Below are 21359 nucleotides of genomic sequence, written 5' to 3' on the forward strand. Positions count from 1 at the left end.
CTCGGCCTTCTGTCCGAGGTTCAGCGCCACGCCATTGCCGCCGAAGAGAACAACCCCCGTCGCGGCAAACTTGTCGTCCAGCATCTCATCGTTGCACTTGAACGGAGCCGCCCGCCCATGGGCGGACCAGCGCGGATCGAACCGCGCCTGCGAGACCCCGCGCGCCCGCGCCCAGCGGGCCGCGATCATCTCGGCCCCGTGCTTGCCACCCTTGTGGCAGAGGAAGATCTCCTGATTGCGGTTTTGTTTGATCCGCTCCCGAACCTTGTCGAGCGTATTGAAGATGACGTCGATATCGGTCCAGTCGGTTGCGCCGGAGACAATCAGCGGCACGCCTTCGACCTTGGACTTCGCGGCCGTCTCGCGATCATGCTGCTCCAGAAGCTGCCGGGCCTCGAAGACGGCCCCGGTCTCCTGCGCCCGACCACTGGCGCGTGACCCTGCCGCCGGGATGAAGGCATGGCCGGTCTCGATCTCGTAGCATTCCGCCGCTGCCTCGCTCATCACCTCGATGGCGCCGACGATCTCGCGCAGGTGCAGGAAGCGGGTCTGCGCCTCTTCCAGGGCGGTCTCGGCGATTTCCGATCCGTCGTGGGACTTCGCCAGGGCGCCGATCTTGTCGGCGGTGCGATCGACCTCCTTGCCGAGCGTCACCTTGCGCCGTTGCAGGATCGTCGCGAGGCCATGTGCGAGCGATTCGATTTCCGCCTCGAGGCCGGTCCCGCGCAATTGCCCGAGCAGGGTCTCGAAGGTTTCGCGGATGATGCTGTCCTTCAGGATGTGATCTTCCGGGATCGGCAGATGGGCGTCTTTCTCGGTCAGCCCGAAAAGCTCGATGGTCTCGTAGGTGTTCGCTTGATCGTAAGCCATGGTCTTGTCTCCAGATATTGGGTTCGACCACCACGTGAATGTGGTGGCATGGCCGAATGTCTGGTTTCCGAATCTGCCCGGGTCAGGGACGGCGCAGCCGCCGGCTTGCCGGGCGCAAAAGTTTTCCGAGCGGATCGCTCAAAACACGTGCACTCTCACGCACTGGACCGTCCTCCCCACCCGCGCCTCCCTTGCCGAAAAGTTTTGCGATCCTTGAGGCGGGCTGATTTGGGGGCCATCCGGAGGATATGATTCCACGCTCATGTGTGTGTGTTTTGACGGTAGGTTTGCCCGACCCGAGCAGGCAAACGGCGTGACCGGACGCGGAAGACGGATGGAGCGGCGGGATCGTTTTGCCCCGCAAAACAGACCAGAGCGCAATCCGGCGGAGCGGCCGGGGAGCGACGTGCTCGCGAGACGGGCAAACCGGGATGCCAAGCGCTACGCCGCGGTGAGGCCGAATGGCCGAATGCGCGACGGACCGCAGGGCCGTTCTCACCTGCGACACGCGAAGCCGAGCAAGGGAGGCCGGAAGGCAAAGTCTCAGGTCGATGGTCGAGTGCACAAAACCGACACACTCCGCGTGCAAACCGCGCAAATTGTCTGGTCTGTTAAAGGGTTCGGATGTAGAAAAGACCCTATCAACGCTGAAAATGATCAATCAGAAAGAGCAGTTCGACCTTGGCTTCCGCCCAACAACTCATCGGTCTCGTTAAGAGCCACGCAGAAGGGGACGCTGATCGTTTTTTCGATCTGGCGATGCAACTCTCTGCAGCCGAAGAACAGAAGGGGCACACCCGGCTGGCCGAACAGTTGCGGCAATGGGCCGAAGCGGGACAAAAACCGCCGGCGAAGCGTACTCCTGCCGTCACCCCAATGGCGACACCTCGCGGCGATCTAGCGGAGTTTCTTGCCGCGAGCTATCCGACCGAGCGGCTCGTCGATGTAATCTTGCCGGACAGGATCGAGAGCGAACTTGCCCATCTCGTTGTCGAGACACGCATGCGCGAGAAGCTCGAAGAAAAGGGGCTAAAGCCACGGCGGCGCGTTCTTCTCTCCGGCCCTCCCGGGACCGGCAAGACCCTGAGTGCATCAGCGCTTGCCGGGGAGCTGCAATACCCCCTCTTTTCGGTCATGCTCCACGGGCTGATCACGAAGTTCATGGGTGAAACAGCACAGAAGCTGAAAATGGTCTTCGATGCGATCAAGACCACTCGCGGTGTTTATCTTTTCGATGAGATTGACGCTCTAGCGGCAGCCCGGGGTGGCGAGAATGATGTCGGCGAAGCCCGGCGGGTCCTGAACTCATTCTTGCAATTCCTCGATGAGGACACAGGACCTTCGATCGTCATCGCCACTACGAACCTACCAGGAATTCTCGACCGAGCTGTACTGCGCCGCTTCGATCTCGTGTTGCCATATGTGATGCCCGACGGCCCTGCGATCCGGCAGGCGCTCGAACGCCGTCTGATCGGTTTCTCGCTCGCTCGCATGGGATGGAAGCGGGTGACGGATGTCGCCGAAGGCCTCTCGACGGCCGATGTCGTGGCGGCGGCGGAAGATGCCGCCCGACGTGCTGTGCTGAAAGATACCGACAAGATTGCGACACAGGATTTGCTTGATGCCCTCGAACGCCGACGGTCGCTCCAAGAATTAGGGACGGACGACAATGGCACGAGATCTTCGACACTTCCACCTTCGCAATCTCGGACAACCTCGCCCATTCCAAGCAAAGGGCGGGGGCGGGTCCAAAAGACCAAGTGATGTCCCCAATCGCGCCGCGCACGCTCAAGCGCTGCTTCAGGCTATTGATGCGCTGCCGGATATTCCGGCCACTGACCTTCCCGGCGTTTATCTGGAAGTCAGCTCCCGTGTCGACGAGCGCCTGAAAAGGGACAGCCTAGACGCCAGTGGCCTGACGCTCCTTCGCGTCGCCGAGACGCCTGATCCGGGTGTTGCTCAAGAGCGGGCAACGGTCTTTGCGACTGCCAAAGGTATCGAAAAGCTGCGCAAGAAAGTTGAGCAGTTCCGAACGGAGGATACACCCGATCGAGAGAAGGATGGTGAGGTCGTTCCCGGTCGCCCAAGAAACGCGGACCTAGTCCAGAGCGTGGCGGCAGTTACCGAAGCTGGCCTTCGTGCCCTCTGGCGCAGCCCGCCAGACAAATTTCCAGCGGCGGATCTTGCGACTGTCTGGGAAGTTTGGCTCGAACCGGAGATGACTGAAGACTTCGTTGCTGCGGCGCCCAACTATGGCGTGGCTGTGGGCGCGGATCGGTTGGAGTTTCCCGAAGATACCATCCTGGTCGTGCAAGCCGATCGCAATCAGCTCGCCCAGGCCGTCCGCCGACTCGGCGGCGTGCGCGCCCTTGCTGCTCCAACCATCACCGCAGATTTCTTTGACGGCCTGCCGGTGGACGAACAGGCGCAGTGGGTCGATGAGCTTACGGGCCGGACAACATATAGCGACAATCCCGATCCTGGTTACGTTACGCTTATGGATACCGGCGTCAGTCGGGCTCATCCTCTCCTTCAGCCTGCGCTGAGCGCTCAGGATCGGCATGCCGCCAACCCGGCTTGGGGACTAGAGGATGTGAAAGGCCACGGCACAGAAATGGGTGGTCTCGCGCTCTTCGGAGATCTGGCGCCAAAACTGCATCAGGCGAACCCAGTTTCTGTCGCGAACCGTCTGGAATCCGTGAAGCTCTTGCCTGATGCCGGGATAAACCCGCATCATCTCCTCGGCGCGGTGACCAGACAAGCGATCAACGTGGTCGAACAGGTCGGCCCCCGGCGCCGTACTTTCACAATGACAACGACGACGGGTGAGGACACCCCGCATGACGGGGCCCCGACCTCGTGGTCGACGGAGCTCGATCAACTTGCCGCCGGTGTTTCAGGTGAGGTGAAACAGCAACGCCTGGTGCTTGTCTCGGCCGGGAACACCGACAACTTCACTTTCGGTGCCGGAAACTACCTCGACCGATGCGATCACGAAGACAACGAGATCGAGTCGCCGGCGCAGGCTTGGAACGCGCTGTCTGTCGGTGCCTTTACCGAGAAGACCGTGCTACCTGTCGGCGAACCAGCCCAAGCGCTTGCACCATTCGGGGATCTATCGCCTGCGTCGCGAACGGCATCCTGGTCGTCCCATTGGCCCAACAAGCCGGACGTTGTGCTTGAGGGCGGAAACTGGGCATTAAGCGCCATGCCACCGCCGATGCGGCATGGATGGCTGTCTCTCCTTTCGACGCACCACAATTATCCGGTGCGGTCCTTCACATTCACCTTCGATACTAGCGCTGCGACGGCTCTTGCAGCCAAGGATGCGACCGAGCTCTGGTCGGACTACCCGACGCTTTGGCCCGAAACGGTTCGCGGGCTTTACGTGTCTTCAGCACGATGGTCACAGCAGATGCGAGCACATCTACCTGCCCAAGCGAACAAGGGGCACTACACGCCGCTCTTCCAGCGCTATGGATATGGCGTTCCCGACATGGCCCGCGCCCGCCGCAGTGCGTCAAATGCGCTAACACTCATCGTAGAAGATACGATCACACCCTATGGGATCTCAGAAAAGACGGGCGGTGATGTCCACAACGAGTTGAAGCTTTTCCCCCTTCCCTGGCCCGTTGAGGCCCTGCGTGCGCTTGGCAATTCTGATGTGACCTTGCGGGTGACTCTCAGCAGCTTCGTCGCCCCGAACCCATCAGAAGCTTCTCGTGGCGTTCGGTATCGCTACGCCTCGCACAATCTGCGGTTCCAACTCAATCGTGCTGACGAGAATGAAGCGCAATTTCTAGCGCGGATCAGCAAAGCGGCCGAAAAACCGGATGGCCCCGGAAGTGAAGAGGATGATCTTTGGGAATACGGAAGCAATCGGCGTCATGTCGGATCGCTGCACATCGATCAACTGACATGTAAGGCATCAGATCTCGCAAGGCGAAACTTGTTGGCCGTTCACCCAGTTACCGGATGGTGGAAATCCAAAAAGCTTCTCGCTGAAGGTTTGCCTTCTGTGCGCTATGCATTGATCGTGGAAATCGATGCGGAAGAGTTGGACACCGAACTTTATGCCGAGGTTCAAGTAGCTGTCGAAGCCCTAATTGCCGCTCAAGCGGTTGTGCAAGTTTGACTCTATTGGAGACGCTGTGCGGCGCTTCCAATCTAGACAACGCATCTACATCGGACCGCCCCATGCAATCGCCATTCGATCACTCGACTGAATAGGGGAACCGTGATCCCACGGCTCCCCTTGCTGTTCAGATGTTCAAGCCTCGCGCGCTGATCAGGCAACCAGCGACAGGCCCGTGCCTGCATCCTGCGGCTGTTCCCCGCTGTCGATGAACGGAATGATCGAGAAGGTCTGGCCGCCGCGCTGCTCTTCGTTCTGCACGGCGTTGACGCGCAGGTCGCCATCGGGCGTGTTGATCAGCAGCGACAGGTAGTCGTTGCCCGTGCGGCTGCTCTTGGCCATCCAGGCCGAGCCCACACGGATCGGCTTGCCGCGGGGCGAACTGACCTCGATGCGGTAGTCGGGGTGGGTGTCCTCGGATTTGAACTCGTTCTCGATCAGCATGAAGTCGAGGTCGAACATCATGTTTGCGATGTAGCCTGCGAAGGCGTTGTCAGCGTCCATCGCGGTTAGCTCGCCCGAGATCGAGCCGGATTTCATGAGGCCGTTGGAGACCATCGGGATGATCTCGAATTCGCCGCTCTTGGCTGCGCGCGCTTCTTTCGTCTGCACGGCGTTGACGCGGAACGGGCCGAGACCGACATCGATCTGCATCGAGATGTAGGGGTTGCCGCTTGTATTGCCGGTCTCGTTCCATGCGGTTCCGATGCGCACCTTGCGGCCAGACTTGTTGACCGCGGTCACGTCGTAATCCGGGCTGCGCTCGGACATCTTCGGGCGGGTTTCAAGCTGGATGGCGATATCGAAACGCGTCGAATGGATCATGCCAGAGTATTGAGCGGCTGCGGTCTCGGCATTGCGGGTCAGGGTTCCTGCGAACATGGGATGGTTCCTTCTGATATGTCCGGTGCCTGACGTCCTTGCCAGGGCATCCGGGATTGCTTTTTCGACCCCTCCTGGGATCACAAACCAGAAAGCTCGCTTTCCTTTCTTCCCAACCTTCAGTTCAGCACTGGTGCCTGAGAGACTGTGCCACCTCCCCGCCGTGTACGACGCCCCTCCCCTGCCCGTCTGGCCTCAGATGGCTGTCCTGGCTCTTCTCGTCGCCCTCCTCCGATTCCGCGATGAAGAACTCTGCCTCATCCCCGTTCAGCCGCAGCCCGCTCCGGTCGGTCAGCCCGATGGTGTTACCGTTCGGCTCAAACGTAATCAGGTATTGGCCGAGGCTGTCCTTGTGCACGCGGTAGCCGGTGCTGGCCCAATGAACGGTTTGGCCTGCATCGGCGGCGGATTTGATCTCTTCGAGTGTCATGATCGCCTCCTTGACTATTCAGCCGCCACTGAAGTTACGTCCCGCGTGGCGCCTGGTCCGGTTCCAACAATCCGGGAGAGGATGCCCAATGTGTCGACATCGTCCCCATGCGGCAGGAACACACGAAGCTGGAAGGCGATGATCTCCGTGAAACACCCCATGGCCTTGAGACCCTCGATCATGCCCTTGTCGGCGCCGCACAGCTCGAGGCGCACCTCGCCTGCCACCCTGCGGCGGGTCAGGGTCAGGCCGCGGCCCAGATCGACCTGGGTAGTGGTGCCTAGGGCGGCGGTCAGCATTTCTTCTGGGGTTTGTGGGTTGGAAACGAGGAAGCGCGCGCGCAGCGCTGCCGCCCCTTCCTCGCTCAGCGTACGTCCGATCATGCTGGTGCCACCATCGGGCGTGACCCGGTAGATGCGCTCATTGGTGGTCGGAATGTCCTTCCAGATCGGTAATAGCAGCCCGATCAACAGGTAGAGCTTGGTCTTGGTGGTTTTCGGCAGGGCAGCGGCTTCATCATCCCAGAGCCGGATGAACTCTGCTCTCCCCATCTCTTCCCAGGCGGAGGCTTCAAACTGGGTCTCCTCGAGATAGCTGGACCCATTGGGCCGCACCGCCCTACGCATCAGCGTCACGACATCCTCGTCATACATCTGCATCGGCCGCGCCGAGATCAGCGCAGCACGACCGGACGCGCGGTTGACCATCGGCTGTTTGTCCGGATTGCGCGAGAGCGCTTCATCCGCGGACAGCACATGCACCGGGTCCGTCACCTCGAGCCCGATGATCCGCGTTACGGCGCCGGATTTCGGGCAAGTCCAGAGATCCTCGGTGGAGACCTGTTCGATCTTTTCGCCACGCAGGGTTTCGACGCCGAGATCGAGGGTGCCTGCCGCGCGCGCCCGTTCGGTCTGATCGGCGATCCGCCTCATGAACTCCGCAAAGAGCGCGTTCTGCATGTGGATCGGCAATGCCAGCACCCGGTTGAGGAACCGCTGGATCGGGGGAAGCTCTTCGAGCAGAACGCCGTCCTTGTCGATCAGCCGCAGGGCTGTCCAGTCGGTGAAGCTCTCGTAGCTCATCGCGGCGGCGCGTCCGGCGGCAAGATCGGCGTAGTAGCCGCGCAGCGCCGCTCGCGCGATCGGGCTTTCGAGATTGTCCTCCTCGCGGAACATCCCCTGCGAACCGGTTTCTCGCTGGCCCTTGGTGAGCGCGCCTAGCTGGTCGAGCCGTTTGCTGATCGTCGAAGTAAAACGCTTCTCGCCATGCACATCCGAGGTGCAGACCCGGAAGAAGGGCGCGCTGACCTGGGCCGAGCGATGCGTGCGGCCCAGCCCCTGGATGGCCGCGTCCGCGCGCCAGCCTGGCTCCAGCAGGTAGTGCCGTCGCCGCTTCTGGTTCTTCGCGGTCTGAGCTGCATGATAGGACCGGCCCGTGCCGCCCGCATCGGAGAAGATCAGGACATCCTTCTCGCCGTCCATGAAGGCTTGGGTCTCGGAGGAATTGCTGCTGGCGGCGCGCTTCTCGATGAAGAGATGACCATCCTCGGCCTTCAAAGGGCGGATGGAGCGCCCGGTGACTTCGGCCACGGCCTCATCACTGAGCTCCCAGAGGATCTGATCGAGCGCCGAGGGGATCGGCGCCAGCGTCATCAGTTCCATCATTGCCGCATCGCGCAGGGCGAGCGCCTCGCGCGAGACGACCACCGCCCCGGTGTCATCCCGCAAAGGCTCAGCCACCATGTTGCCGTCGATCTCGACGAGCTTCTGCGCGTGGATCGGGAAGGCCTGTTCGAGGTAGCCGAGAACATAGTCGCGCGGCGTCAGCGCGCCCTCGACGAGCTCATCCTCTGGGTCCATCGTCTCAAGCCTACGCTTCAGCAGGCTTTCGCCTGTCGAAACCACCTGGATGACGCAGGCATAACCTGCCGACAGATCTTCCTCGATCGCACGGATGATGGTCGGGGCCTTCATGCCCATCAGGAGATGATTGAAAAACCGCTGTTTCGTGCTCTCGAAGCGGGACTTGGCCGAGGCACGAGCGGCGGAGGCATTGGTCTCGCCGGAAGCGTCATTGACGCCAGTTGCTGTGAGTGCCGCCTCGAGATTGTGGTGGATCGTGCGAAACGCACCCGCATAGGCGTCGTAGATCTCGGTTTGGGCCGTGGTCAGTGCATGTTCCAGCACGTCGTATTCCACCCCATCGAAGCTGAGCGCGCGGGCCGTGTAGAGCCCGAGCGTCTTCAGATCGCGCGCGACCACCTCCATCGCTGCCACCCCGCCGGCCTCCATCGCGGAGACGAAGCTCTCCCGGCTCGGAAACGGATATTCGGGCCCCTGGCCCCAGAGCCCGAGACGGGAGGCATAGGCGAGATTGTGCACGCTGGACGCGCCGGTTGCCGAGACATAGAAAACTCGGGCCCTGGGGGCGGCGAGTTGCAGCCTCAGCCCGGCGAGACCCTGCTGGGAGGGTTTGACCCCCCTGCCCTCTACCGAGCCGGCGGCGTTCTGCATGGCATGAGCCTCGTCGAAGGCCAACACGCCGTCGAACCCCTCGCCCATCCAGTCGAGGACCTGGCTGAGGCGGGTCGTGCCACATTTGCCAGCGGAACGCAGCGTGGCGTAGGTGACGAAGAGGATGCCGTCGCCCATGGGGATGGGCTGATCCGGCTTCCATTTCGACAGCGGCTGAATGTCGGCGGGCGAGCCGCCGAGATCGGTCCAGTCGCGGATGGCGTCCTCGATGAGCGTCGCGGATTTGGAGACCCAGATCGCCTTACGGCGTCCGGCGAGCCATCCCGCAAGGATCAGCCCCGCACATTCCCGACCCTTGCCGCAACCGGTGCCGTCGCCAAGAAAGTAGCCGAGGCGATAGGCGCGCGCATCCGGGTCATGATCGGCACGTGTCAGCTTGGTCTGGTCGTCATCGATCGTGAACCTGCCCGGCAAATCCCGCGCGTGGGCATCGTTCGCCATGAGGATGGTTTCCAGCTGCGCCTCGGAGAGATGTCCCTCTTCGATCAGCTTGGCGGGCAGGCGCAATTCCGCACTGGCCGTACTCGAAGGCACGAGCGGCGCCACAGAGGCCATGGCGATGCTTTCGACGAGCGGCGTGGGATGTTCCTGCGCCCCTGCGATCTCGATCCGCTGCGGGCGGTAGCGGGCATAGATGTCCGAGACCGGCGTGTTGTCCCGTGGGGTCTCAAGGCTGGTGAAGGCGAGCGGAACGGCGGCGTTGGTTTTGGTCTTGGATGCAGCGACTGCTGCAAATGGATGCTTGCGATTAACAGGCACTGGACCGACCCTCCCCGCGTGAGGGCTCGTCGCCGCCCTTTGGGCGAGACGCGCCGCGGGCCGGCTCGCAGCCACGGCGTCGACATATGGCAAGGCCTCTTGGAGATCGTGCACTTCGGTGCGGATCAGCTCATCCTCTTCCTGCACCTTGTCGAAGACCAAGAGCTGGGTCTCCACCGAGGTGCCAAGCTTGCGATACACCTGCCCCGGGATCGTCAGCGCGAGGCGTGGGGTTAGGAGCCCGCAGGCGCGTGTCCAATGCGCGGCATCACGCTTGGCGCTGAACCCCGGCGGCATAATCGCCACCAGCCGCCCCCCGGGCGCGAGGCGCTTCGCGGCAGCGATGAGATGCTTGGCCGCGATGTGCTTATCCCTAGACCGATCGATCGAAGAGGCGAAGGGCGGGTTCATCACCACGACCTCGGGCAGGACCGGTGTCTGCAGCAGATCGTCGATATGCTCACCATCGTGACCAGTCACCTCGCCCCCGAAGACAGCCCGCAGGAGGCGCTGGCGAAAGGGGTCGATCTCATTGAGCAGAAGAGTGGCACCGGCGCGGGTGGCGAAAGCGGCCAGGGCGCCAGTTCCGGCGGATGGTTCGAGCACGGTCTCGCCCTTGCGGACCGCAGCCGCCCGCACGGCCAAGGCGGCAAATGGCAGTGGCGTGGAAAACTGCTGCAACCGGATCTGCTGCTCGGAGCGGCGGGTTTCCGTCAGGAGCCGCGAAGCGAGCAGCTTTGCAGCGGCAATACCACCCTCGGCGCCGTCTCGACGCAGCAGCACCTGAACAGCCGCAGCCTGCATCATGTCATAGGCCATGCGCCAGTCCCACGCGCCACTGGCATCGCTGCCGCCGAACGCCTCCCGCATGATATGGGCAAGCGCCGAACTGCGCAGGGGCTGATGATCAATCTCCGCTCCCATCTGCCTCAGAGCGGTGGAAAGATCGGGATCGGAGACGGTAAGAACTGGGTTTGTTGGGGTTGGCTTGGCCACGGGGTTTGTCCTTTGGATCAGGGTCTGAGTTCCAAAAGACAAAAAGCCCCCTCTACACTTTGTAAGAGCAGAGAGGGCTCGAAGGAAGCACCGGTGCTTGATGGTCTAGTCGTTCAATCCTCCTGCCCCGCGAGATACTCCGCCAGCACCGGACTGGCCGCGCCCTTCGCGGAGCTGAGCAGCTCCGAGCCCGCAAGCGAGGCCTTCGAAAGCCGCACGAGCCCGCCGGTTTCCTCAATGCGGTAGCAGCGGCGTTTTTGCCGACCCCGCCTGTAGTGGGTCGCGGTGACGATCTGGCAGGTGCTGCCATCGGTGAATGTCACGGGCGCGGCGAGCCTAATCTTGTCGCCTTCCTCATAGTCCGGGATCGCAGCCCAATCCCGGCAGCGCTGGCGCCAGGCATGGGCGTAGCTGCCTTCGTCTTTCAGGTCGGAGAGGCGCTCGATCAACCCAAGGGGGGCACGCGACTCGTTCGGGCCAGCGCTTTCCTCCATATCCTTGTAACCCCAGCAGCCGTCATCGTATCGGGTGAGGAAGACAGCCCCGAAAGTGATGGAGCCGTCAGGATCGGTCACATAGGTCGCGTCTTCGACAGCGGTGCCGTCGAGATTGGTGACCCTTGCCGCCGCATACCAGGTGGAGCCGACCTTGCAGGCTTTCACCAGTTCGGTTTTGCGCGTGTTGCCCTCGAAAGTGCAAAGCCGGGCAATCTCCGCTTTCTCATCCGCGTAGGATTTTATGCGGCGGTCGGTGTAGAAAAGCCATCCCACTATGCCGCCCTCCGATCATCGAGCTCCATGAGCGCATCGAGCGGCACACGGTAGGGCTGCATCGCGTCGAAATCCTCGCAATTGCCGCAGTTCTGCACGATCGCGAAGGTGTCGCAGGCATCTTTGAGGATGACCCGGAAGGTACCGCCGAGGCCGGAGGGTACCTCGTACGTCCCGCCGATGAGATAGTCCGAGGCACGGCGCACGAAGACGCGAATGCTGTGACCATCCGTGGCGAGCCGGATTGTCCCCTGCCCCCGGTCGATGAGCACCTGCACGTCGTCCAGGATGTCCGTGTAGAACTGCCCTGTCAGGTCGCGGAACGCCATGCGGCGTTGTGCCATCCAGTCAGTGTCCCGAAACGGGTTCATGCCGTCGGCGAAGGCGAAGGAGGGATCGGCCTGCTCGGTGGTGACGATGCGGGTGGTCGTGCCATCAATGCCGTTCGAGCGCAGATGCACGCCATTGCCTACGATGAAGATCAGGGCGGGCCTGTCCACGGGTCCGTTCCAGTTGGGCAAGAAGGTCTTGCAGGCGCGCGCATGGGCGATCTGCGCCGCGACAGCGGACGCGGAGAACTTGAGAATAGCCATGGGGATGTCTTTCTGTTCGGTGTGGGAAAGGGTCGACCCGCGCGGTATTTGAGCCTTGCACGGGTCGAGAGGGTCGCTCAGGCCGCTTTCGCGACGTCAGTGTCAGGCTCCGAGATTTCTACCGTGGGCGCTTCGTCCGTCGCGCTTCCGGCGGTCTGCATCATCGGCGGGCACCAGGCGGCTACCGCAGCGCGTTGTGCGTCCGTCAGAGTGGCGAAGGGCTCGGCAAAGAGCTTGTCGCAGAAGGCGACGATCTCCTTCTTGCTCGATGAGGCCAGCGTCACCGCCTCCTGAGCGAGGCCCAGATCCTCGCCCAGAATTTTGAGGAGCCAGGCCTTCTTGAAGCGGTTGAACAGCGCCGCGTTCGGCGTCCAATGCGCGCGGATGTCGGGCATGATCTCGATCTCGAAGTCATGCATCAGGCTGTCGCGCTGGCGATCCCGTGCAAAGCAGGACTGCGTGGTGCTTGCTGTGGCATAGGCGACGAGCTTGGCTTTCTCGCCCGGCTCCAGCGCGCGAAACGCCGCGAACTGATCGGCGGGCGCGCGGGTGTCATCGAGCCACGAAAGGTCAAGCACATGATGCGCCGCCGCCACCTGCTCGAGCGAGGTGCCGTCGATTTCGTCCATCTTGGCGTGGCTGCGGTATTCCTTGCGGGCATCGATCTTGATCGCCTGCGTGACATTCATGCCGCTGCCCAGAACGTCGCTGACCAGCTTGAAGAGGGTCAGATCGAGCGTGACCTCGGGGTGCAACGCCATCGCGGCGCCAAGGGCCATCGCACGTTCGGTCTTGAGATCTTCGGCCAGCGAAGCCGGATAGGTGATCTCGCCTGGGTCGGGCTCGTCCTTACCGGTCTGGTTCCCGGAAGGGCTGCGAGACGCCTCCTGCTTGTCCTCAGGACGCACGAGGCCCACATGGAGCGTGACCTGACCGCCCGACCACGACGCAATCACGCCGGCGCGGGCAAGGTCTTCAGCGCAGTAGGCCTCCTGCAAATCGCACGCTTCCACTTCCAAGACGTCCACACGCTCGTAGAGGGCATTGTAGGCATCGTCCTCGAGGCCCTCATCCTCCATCTCGAGCTGCAGCTGCTCGAGCTCCGCGGTGATCTCATCCACGCGTTTCTGGGCGGCCTCATCAGGCTCGATCGGGCCGGGATAAACGCGGCCGTAGTCGGCCATGGTCGCGTAATCATAGCGCACCATCGCATCGGCCCAGGCAAGACCCAGTTTCGCACGGGCTTCCTCGGCGGCGGCACCGAGCTTCGCGAGCAGGATGGTCTCGACCAGCGCGGCATCTTCGAGCACCGAATGCTCCTCCAGCAGATCGGCGGCGATAGCACCGCCGCGCGCTTCATAGTCCTCGCGCACGAAGGCCCCGATATCGTCGCTGATCTGCACGCCGCGGGATTTGAGAGCCTGTCGGACGGTGTAGGCCTGCAGATAGCTGTCTTCCTTGGTCAGCGCCTCGTAGACCTCGCGCTGCACTTCCTGGCTTGGATGCTCGGCAAAGGCCTTCATCGTATCGAGCGTGATCACCTTGGCACGGGCCGCAGCGCGGATATCCGGATGAATGAGGCCATAGCGCAACCGGCCTTTCACGGCGGAAACAGTGGTGCCGAAGGTTTTGGCGATGGTCTCGGGCGTCTGGCCGTCGACTTCCATCATCCGGGCGAAGGCCTCGAACTCGTCGATGGCATTCATGGGGGCCTGGGTGATGTTCTCGGCGAGGGACAGCGCCGTCGTCACGTCGCAATCCTCTGGCACGAGGCGGCAGTCGATCTTGGTCTTGGCGGTGAAGCCCTTCGCGGCCTTCTCCGCGACCAGCTCCTTCAGCGCAGCATGCCGCCGGCCACCGGCAAGCACGGCGTATTTGCCGTCGAGCTTCTGAACCAGGAGCGGCTGGAGCAGGCCCAGAACGGCGATGCTGGCCTTCAGATGCGCGATGTTCTCGGAGCCATAGGTGTCCGGGGAATTGCTGCGCACATTGGCGGGGTGGGCGACAAGATCACCGATGGCAACGGTGGTAGGTTTGAAACTTGCGGTCATGGGATGTCCTTCTCGATGGGTATGGTGTGGCCCACGCGTTCAAACGCGCGTCCAATCCCCGGCTTCGGGGATCAAAAGGACAAAAGGCCCGCTTTCCCTTTAAGGGGTCGGCGGGCCTTGAGTGTCAGGCATGAGGGTCTTGAGGCGTCCCCTGCCCTACCAGTCGCGCGCCATCATGATGGTCAGCACACGCATGGTGGTTTCGGGGTTATCCGGGGCCTCGGCCCCGTAGCGGAAGTCAGAATCTGCCTCATAGAGATCGATTTTCCAGAATACGGTTTCACCCTGGATCTCGACGGCCCCGAAATCATGCCAGCCCTCCGGGTCATTCTCGGGTTCGAATGTGTCGAACACCCCTGTGACATTCACCGCCTCGGCCATGAAACCGTCCCCCGCCTCCATGAGCGAGCGGGTCACATGCATCCGGCCTTGGATGGGCGCCTCTGGTGCTATCCCGAGGCAGGCGAGCTCGCGGAAAGCGTCATTCTGAGCGGCGATTACGGCGGGGTCTGGGCGGTCTGTCAGAGGCTGTGCTGCGTTGGTCATGGGTCTGTCCTTTGAAAAGTTTGAAACACCCTTCCCAAAGCCTGCTTTCCCTTTGCCGACACACATCCCCTCAAGCGGCCTGGTCGACCTCCCCTGCCCTGCCCGCCTCCGATCGCGCGATAAGGTAATCACAGGCGCGCTGCGCATCGGCCGCGTGCTTGAAAATCGCGGTCTTGTCCGAGCGCAGAACGCGTAGCCAGTTGTAGAGGTAAGCGGCATTCATCTCGAGCGTATGCGACGTGAACCCAAGTTCCTGCCCCAGAAAGCAGGACGTGAGCTCGGCCACGATCTCCTCGCGCGCATAGGCTGTGTTGCCAAACCGCGAAAGACCGTAGTCGCGGTTCAAGCGATGGCGCGCCTTTGTGGCATGGCCCAGTTCATGGGCCCAAACCCCATAAAAATTTGGCGGATTTTGAAACCGCGTAATCGGCGGCATGTAGACCTTGTCTACCGGCGGCAGATAGTAGGCATCGCTACCCGTGAAAACGGTGGTGATATCGATGGCATCAAAAAAAGCCTGCATATGGGGAATGGTTTCAGCGGGCGGATGCTCAGGCACCCGGTCCGGCTCGGGATGGAAGCTATCCGGCAACCCCTCGATCTGGCAGGCATTGAACACGCGATAGGATTTCTGGAAACGGAAGACGCGGGTCTCATCCCCATCGGCCTCGTCGGCGTCTCCAGACGCCTCGTCCTGTTTCCGGCTCTGGCCGTAATAGACCACCACGGAGGACTTCTCGCCCTTGCGGACCTTGGCGCCCAGGGCATTGGCCTGTGGGATGGTCATCCAGTAGGGCGAGCTGTGGCCCGCCATCACGGTCCGCATGGTCAGCAGGAAGTTGTTGACGCCTTGATATGCCTCGCCGTTGTGACGGAGCGGGCGGGAACTGCCACCGGCGGTCCAGGGCTTGCGCCACGGCAGGACGCCGCGCTCGATGATACGGATGATTTCGTTCGTGATGACCTCGGAGGCATCGAATTTGGGCGTGCGGGAACGGGCCATGGCTGGCCTCCTTTCGAGTGTTGGTGTGAGGGGATAGTGATCAGGCTGGCCGACTGGCGCGTGGATCGTTGACGATCCTGGCACCAAGCTCTTCGACCATGGCGATGTAGGTGGTTAGAGAGACGGAACTGCCAAATCTCCATGGCTCAGGATCGACCGATCCGTCCCGTGTCACGCGCGGCAGGTTCGCGAATGCGATGACATTGTTGACGGGTCGGATATCGATGAACGGCGTCCCACGTGCGACCGCTAGAGCGGCCAAGGGAAAGCGCTCGATTGGCGCGAAAGTCGACACGGTGGTCCAGCCGAGCTGGACAAACGTCCCGCCATCGCCACAGATCACATGGGCATTCGGCAATGTTTCAGCCTGCCTGAGATATCCGAGATTGCGCAACACAGTCTCGCGTTCGAGCCGCTGCGCCAGCTCCGTCTGGCCGGTTCGGCGCAGTTCCTTGTGTCGCCACCACGAGGCGGCGGTCGCGCGCAACACGCGCAAGACACCTGTTTGCATGGGAATGCCCTTCATCAGGAAAAACAGACCGGAATCCGGCCCGGACCCATCTGAGGGGCCCCAAAGGCCCTCATCCGTCAGTCACAAAACCCGAAGGACACTTTCACTTTTCCCGGGTACGGACCCTGTCCTTCTCAAAAACCAACGGGTCCTCAACAAACGGCTCAATACCGGGCCGTCTCCAGAAGCCCTTGATTTGGAACAGCAAATTCAGATCGGCAGGCAAGATCGGCAACGCATATCGGCAAAACCTTGCCTCTAAGCCCGAAATGTGTATATTTTTCAATTGCTTTGCAAACATAGAAGATCGGCAAAAATGCTGGAAACACCCGCCAGAATCGAACCCTGCTTCTTCGAGGAGCATATTCCTACAGAATTGGCAGACCTTTCGGTCGACATCCAGAGGGAAGCCACCGGGCTGGGACAAGGGCTGCATCCTGACAGCGCAGCCGAGCTTGCCGATCTCGTCCGCGTGATGAACTGCTACTACTCCAACCTGATCGAAGGACACAACACACGGCCCCGCGACATCGAAAGGGCGCTAGCTGGCGCCGAGCTTGAGGAAGAAACTCGCCCTCTCGCCCTTGAGGCCCGGGCGCACGTCATCGTTCAACGGACCATCGACGAGATGCATCGCAAGGGCACCCTGCCCCGCCCCACATCCGTCGAATTCCTGACTTGGGTCCATAAGAGCTTCTACGACGAGATGCCGGATGAGTTTCGGGTCATCGAACATCCCGACGGCACACAAGAGCCCATCGTTCCGGGACGCATGCGCCAGGATGACGATCGGGAAGTTGCGGTCGGGCGCCACCTACCTCCTTCATCGTCGCGCGTCGCGGCATTCATGGACCATTTCGACAGACGGTTTCAGATTGCGGCGCGATCTTCGAGCGGACGGATCATCGCGATCGCGTCTGCACATCACCGGCTCAACTACATCCACCCTTTCCCGGATGGTAACGGCCGCGTCAGCAGATTGATGTCTCATGCCATCGCCCTCACAGCGGGGATTGGTGGCCAAGGGCTCTGGTCCGTATCACGTGGGCTGGCCCGCGGGCTAACCGATCGGGGCGAGTACAAACGGATGATGGATCTGGCCGACAGCCCACGCCGCGGAGACCGAGACGGGCGCGGCAACCTGTCAGAGGCGGCACTGAAGACGTTCAGCGAATGGTTCCTGAAAGTGACGCTCGACCAGATCACGTTCTCCGCGAAGCTGTTCGATCTCGGCGGACTGGACCAACGGTATCGTCGTCTTGTTGCAGATACCATCGATGACAAGCGAGCGCCGGAACTAATCTCGGCGGTTCTTCGGCATGGGGCACTGGAACGAGGCGATGCGCAGATTGTGCTCAAGACGTCCGAGCGTACTGCTCGCAACACGCTGAGTAAACTGACCGCCGCCGGATACCTGACGTCCGCCTCGCCGAAGACGCCAGTTCGGTTGGCGTTTCCGTTGGACTATCGAGAGCGGCTCTTTCCAAATCTGTTTGGAGATGGTGACCTCCCACAATAACTTTAGGCATTTAGGGTGTAATGCCTGGCCGCCGATTTCTTCCATGGGCGGCCAGATTTTCATCAAGGCTTGCTCGTGTGTCACTTGTCCACCGCGGTGGACATCTGCTGGTCTGAGATAAACTGAAGAACCACCACGCGCCGCTAGGTGCGTTTGGACAGTTTTGGTTGCCACAAGCGCCGCTTCTCGTTCGAAGTCCACCGCGGTGGACATTAGACAGTTCGCTCATTGTTTTCGGACAGTCGCTTGATCAAAGCTAATGGATCAAATTGGTTTTGCCTTTGACCCAGGGTGATACTGTGAAAATACGCTCCAAAATCCCTGATGCGTTTTCCAAGCTGTAGCATGATGAAGATCGCGCATGACGCTTTCTGAGCTCCTACAGCATTCTTGGCTTTCTCGAAAATCTCTGGGTGAATGCCCATCATGGGTGCAAGTGTTCGAGCATGGTTTTCAATGTCCAACCAGTTTCTAAGTCTCTCTGTGGAGAACGATGTCGCCTGATCGCAGACTGAGGTCAGCAAGTCTGGTTTCAGGACCTCATCGCCTATGTTGCTATCTAAATCTTTTTTTTCTTCTTCAGACTTAGATTGATGCCGGACAGTTTGTCCGTCATTGGCGGGCAATTCCATAGTTTCAGGCGGGTCATCCGGGGTAGACAAACTCTGGCATTCTGCATCTGTATTGGCGAGCAGAGCGTGGTATTCGGGGAGGCTCAGCTTCCTGCGTAGAGCTTTCCGTGCGTGGTTGATGAATGTGTTGCTAGGATCGTGCTCTTCCAAATGGGCGAGCTTTGTAAGGATCTGTTTGCGGACAAATATCCGATCTCGCCGGTTATTCTCCATCTCTTGCGCGATGGCTATAAGCTCGCTCGCACGTTGGAGCAGGGGGGTGAGAGACAATCCATAACTGATGCACTCCCCGCCGGATGAGCGAACGCGGTAGCGCTTTCGGTTCGAGCTGTCATTGCGCTTGATGAATCCGAGTTCAACGAAGCGGTTGATGTGCCTGCGGAGTGTCCGTTCGTCGATTCCGCCAACGCGCTGGCAGATGGAATTGTTCGACGCAAAAACCGTTTCACCATGGCCAGGCTTCAGAAAACTGAGCATGGCTTGAAGTGTCTGTATGTGGCCAGGACGTAGACCAAACACGCTGCGCGCGTCTCTCAGGGCTCTGAAGATGGCCCAGACGTCGGTTTCAGATGGGGGAAATGAGCCGGGGGCTGCATCAGCACCTGCGGCTTCGATCGACAGTTTTATAAATGCCATGGTTTGTTCACGACGACCATTCGGCCCACAACTTCCCCGTCTTTTTCCTCGATTTCTCGTGGAAAAAGGCAATAAAAATCGGTCCACCGAATCGGTGACTCTTGACCGGTATGCTGGAGGTTGCTACATCATAGGTGCTAATCAGATGATGAGGGCTCTCCAGGGGAAACTTTGGGGGGCTCTTTTCTTTCGGGTCTTCGCTTTTCTCCTCTGCTCGTGTTCCTCTGTATGGCCTGGGTTAGGACCCAGAGCCTCTCTCATCCCGCCATTGTTCAAAGAGCTGCAAAAGCGTGGCTTCCACTCGCACTTCGAGCCACTGGCCGAATTCTGGATTGTCCTTTTTGGCGACCTTGATAGCGATCGCTTTCTCATCGATTGTCAGCGTGCCCAATGAACTGCCGTTCTCATCTTTGATGACCGATGTCAGGCCACGATAGGGCGGCTTCTTGTCGCTACGAACTTTGCTTGAGCAAGCCGAATAGACCGCTTGGAACTTTTCGGAACTTGGAGTGTCGTCGGGCAGGGCGGCGATTGCCTCTTTGGCGATGTCCACCAAATCTACCTTCGCCGATAAGGCAGCCAGATCACCCCACTGCCGTCGTCCGATGCCATGTGCTGGCCCGATGAGTTGAACAAGCCCGTCAGGCAGTTGCTCTATGACGACCCTGTGGTTGGATACGCCTTGCCGGGTCAGACCCAGAGCATCCTGTATGACACCGGGTTTGTACCCTGATTCCTGCATCTCTTTGATAAACAGGGATTTTTCTATGAAAGACGGATCAAGTCTGAGGTTGTTCTCCTGGCCCTGAGCGATCAGAGATGCGTCGTCATCCAAGGTTCGAACAATCGCCTTGACCGTTCCACCGACTTTACGGACCGCCGCAAGCCTGCGGCGGCCGTAGATGATGCGGTATCTGTCCGGTTGGGCTGATGGACGGACCATGATTGGCACTTGTTGGCCATGCTTGCGAATGCTCTCGGCCAACTCATCGATGCTGGAATCTTCCAGCACCAACCGATCGCGCAGACCATCCATGTCAATCTGGTCGGGCCCGATGTCGCGGATCGAGTTTGCTGTGATCTCGCGCAAAGAGTCGCGCAATCCGCCAACAGATCCCGGTAGCTTTGCCGCTTTTGGCGGGGTAGGGGAGGGGACTGCGCTCCCCGTCTCATCCTTTGGAGGCTGGTTGAAGATGTTTCGGGCCATCAGCGACGCCCCCATGCCATTTGGAGCGTCTGTTCCAGCTCATCGGCAACGCCGTTCACGCTGGTCAGGGCGCGATCAATTGTCTTTCTGATGAACTGGCTCGGATCAACTTCGTAGACGGTCTGCTGGGTCATCCCCGCGTCCGAGATCGCCGTAGACTTCAGCATTGGCTCTGTCATGACCTGACCGGCGAGAATTGATCTCAGGTAGCCTGCCATTTGGGTCTGAGGTCCGTCCGACGGTTCATATCTGGTAATCAGGAACTTGACAAAATCCCAGGTAACACGCCGACCGATGGCTTCTTCCACGGCCTTTACCGTTTCTGAAGCAAGCTTCAGGAATTGGCTCATGGATGCGATGTCAAGCATGCCAGGCACGACGGTTACCAATAGCCCCGTCGAGGCTGCCAGCGCAGTCAGGGTTAGAAAGCCAAGTTGCGGCGGGCAGTCGATCAGGACGATGTCGTAGTTTGCCTCAACCTCTTCAAGCGCCAATGCTAGGCGCTCCGCAAAGATGGGCTGTACGCGACGGGCGAGGGCGTTTGCGGTCTCAGTTTCGTACTCCGAGAGCATCAAACCGGCTGGAACCATGTCGAGTTTATGGAAGTAGGTCTTTTGGATGACGTCCGAGAGTGGAACTTGATCCTCATATCTCAGAGCATCATAGATTGTGCCGCCATCGGCGAACTCAAGCTCGGGCCGAAAGCCGAAAAACGTGGTCAAACTTGCTTGCGGATCGAGGTCCAGGACCAGCACACGATAACCGCGCAAGGCATACCTTTGCGCAAGATGAATCGTTGCAGTCGTTTTTGATGACCCGCCTTTGAAGTTAACGACAGATATCACCTGAAGACGGTCGCCATCGCGGCGACCTGGGCGATAGGCTTCTGCGTTCTTTCCCGTGCGCCCCAAAATATCGCGCAACTCGTCGACCTCTTCGGCGGTGTAGAACCGGTGTCCGCGGTTATCTGTGTGCACTTCAGGGAAGCTGCCGTCTTTGTGCCGATTGCGCAGGTTAGAAGGGCTTACGCGCAGTAGGCCGGCAACTTCGGTGGAACTGAAGCGTCTTAGGGACTTCCGCTCTTCGGGTTCGAATGCGATCTTCATCTGGCGATCCAAGGACTCGGCCAGATTGTCAGCAAACGCTCCAATGTCAGAAGAGCCTATGCCTTGCGGATATCTAACGTTACGATCATCCATGTCCTGCCGCCCACTCTTGGCCCCTGCTAAGGCTCTTGGTCATTCTGACGGTGTACAGCGTGCCTGACGCATTTTGCCGTCAGAAT

Annotated in this window: 16 protein-coding genes; 3 read left to right on the top strand and 13 right to left on the bottom strand. The window is 60.5% G+C overall.

The window, feature by feature from the left end; translation table 11 throughout:
- Nucleotides 1–870, bottom strand: an 870-nt coding sequence (locus AC2FLO_RS00005) for a DUF2493 domain-containing protein (protein ID WP_496811516.1), incomplete at its 3' end; no start/stop codon positions are given.
- A gap of 681 nt (nucleotides 871–1551) precedes the next feature.
- Between AC2FLO_RS00005 and AC2FLO_RS00010 the strand changes: the two genes are divergently transcribed.
- Nucleotides 1552–2634: an AAA family ATPase gene (locus AC2FLO_RS00010; protein ID WP_496811517.1), complete on the top strand. Its 1083-nt coding sequence runs from the start codon at nucleotides 1552–1554 to the stop codon at nucleotides 2632–2634.
- Nucleotides 2540–5005 carry a S8 family peptidase gene (locus AC2FLO_RS00015; RefSeq protein ID WP_496811518.1) on the top strand — a complete coding sequence of 822 codons (2466 nt, stop codon included), beginning with the start codon at nucleotides 2540–2542 and terminating at the stop codon, nucleotides 5003–5005. The genes AC2FLO_RS00010 and AC2FLO_RS00015 overlap by 95 nt, the downstream gene beginning before the upstream one ends.
- Nucleotides 5006–5158: 153 nt before the next feature.
- On the opposite strand, the gene AC2FLO_RS00020 is transcribed toward AC2FLO_RS00015, so the two are convergent.
- The 9 genes from AC2FLO_RS00020 to AC2FLO_RS00060 all read right to left on the bottom strand — a co-directional run bounded on the left by AC2FLO_RS00020 (nucleotide 5159) and on the right by AC2FLO_RS00060 (nucleotide 16095).
- Nucleotides 5159–5887, bottom strand: a complete 729-nt coding sequence (locus tag AC2FLO_RS00020) for a DUF736 family protein (protein WP_496811519.1) — start codon at nucleotides 5885–5887, stop codon at nucleotides 5159–5161.
- A 124-nt stretch (nucleotides 5888–6011) separates the two neighbouring features.
- On the bottom strand, nucleotides 6012–6317 hold the full coding sequence (locus AC2FLO_RS00025) for a hypothetical protein (RefSeq protein ID WP_496811520.1): 306 nt from the start codon (nucleotides 6315–6317) through the stop codon (nucleotides 6012–6014).
- A 14-nt stretch (nucleotides 6318–6331) separates the two neighbouring features.
- On the bottom strand, nucleotides 6332–10606 hold the full coding sequence (locus AC2FLO_RS00030) for a strawberry notch-like NTP hydrolase domain-containing protein (RefSeq protein WP_496811521.1): 4275 nt from the start codon (nucleotides 10604–10606) through the stop codon (nucleotides 6332–6334).
- 113 nt (nucleotides 10607–10719) lie between these two features.
- Nucleotides 10720–11376: a DUF6927 domain-containing protein gene (locus AC2FLO_RS00035; RefSeq protein ID WP_496811522.1), complete on the bottom strand. Its 657-nt coding sequence runs from the start codon at nucleotides 11374–11376 to the stop codon at nucleotides 10720–10722.
- Nucleotides 11376–11969, bottom strand: coding sequence for a regulator (locus AC2FLO_RS00040; protein ID WP_496811523.1), 594 nt, complete (start codon nucleotides 11967–11969; stop codon nucleotides 11376–11378). The genes AC2FLO_RS00035 and AC2FLO_RS00040 overlap by 1 nt, the downstream gene beginning before the upstream one ends.
- 77 nt (nucleotides 11970–12046) lie before the next feature.
- Nucleotides 12047–14020, bottom strand: coding sequence for a ParB/RepB/Spo0J family partition protein (locus AC2FLO_RS00045; RefSeq protein ID WP_496811524.1), 1974 nt, complete (start codon nucleotides 14018–14020; stop codon nucleotides 12047–12049).
- A 156-nt stretch (nucleotides 14021–14176) separates the two neighbouring features.
- Entirely contained in the window at nucleotides 14177–14566 is a 390-nt protein-coding gene (locus tag AC2FLO_RS00050; protein ID WP_496811525.1) for a DUF3768 domain-containing protein, read from the bottom strand.
- Nucleotides 14567–14636: 70 nt separating this feature from the next.
- On the bottom strand, nucleotides 14637–15569 hold the full coding sequence (locus tag AC2FLO_RS00055; RefSeq protein WP_496811526.1) for an ArdC family protein: 933 nt from the start codon (nucleotides 15567–15569) through the stop codon (nucleotides 14637–14639).
- Nucleotides 15570–15609: 40 nt separating this feature from the next.
- Nucleotides 15610–16095, bottom strand: a complete 486-nt coding sequence (locus AC2FLO_RS00060; protein WP_496811527.1) for a hypothetical protein — start codon at nucleotides 16093–16095, stop codon at nucleotides 15610–15612.
- A gap of 301 nt (nucleotides 16096–16396) precedes the next feature.
- On the opposite strand from AC2FLO_RS00060, the gene AC2FLO_RS00065 reads away from it, so the two are divergent.
- On the top strand, nucleotides 16397–17599 hold the full coding sequence (locus tag AC2FLO_RS00065; RefSeq protein WP_496811528.1) for a Fic family protein: 1203 nt from the start codon (nucleotides 16397–16399) through the stop codon (nucleotides 17597–17599).
- 212 nt (nucleotides 17600–17811) lie between these two features.
- Here AC2FLO_RS00065 and repC read toward each other — a convergent pair whose 3' ends face one another.
- The 3 genes from repC to repA all read right to left on the bottom strand — a co-directional run bounded on the left by repC (nucleotide 17812) and on the right by repA (nucleotide 21273).
- A complete protein-coding gene (gene repC / locus AC2FLO_RS00070) occupies nucleotides 17812–18867 on the bottom strand; it encodes a plasmid replication protein RepC (protein WP_496811529.1) in 1056 nt (351 codons plus the stop codon).
- Nucleotides 18868–19105: 238 nt separating this feature from the next.
- Complete coding sequence (repB, locus tag AC2FLO_RS00075) at nucleotides 19106–20089, bottom strand: plasmid partitioning protein RepB (RefSeq protein ID WP_496811530.1); 984 nt, start codon at nucleotides 20087–20089, stop codon at nucleotides 19106–19108.
- A complete protein-coding gene (gene repA, locus AC2FLO_RS00080; RefSeq protein WP_496811531.1) occupies nucleotides 20074–21273 on the bottom strand; it encodes a plasmid partitioning protein RepA in 1200 nt (399 codons plus the stop codon). The genes repB and repA overlap by 16 nt, the downstream gene beginning before the upstream one ends.
- Between the last annotated feature and the right edge of the window lie 86 nt (nucleotides 21274–21359).

It is taken from the genome of Ruegeria sp. TASC047, from assembly GCF_059612445.1.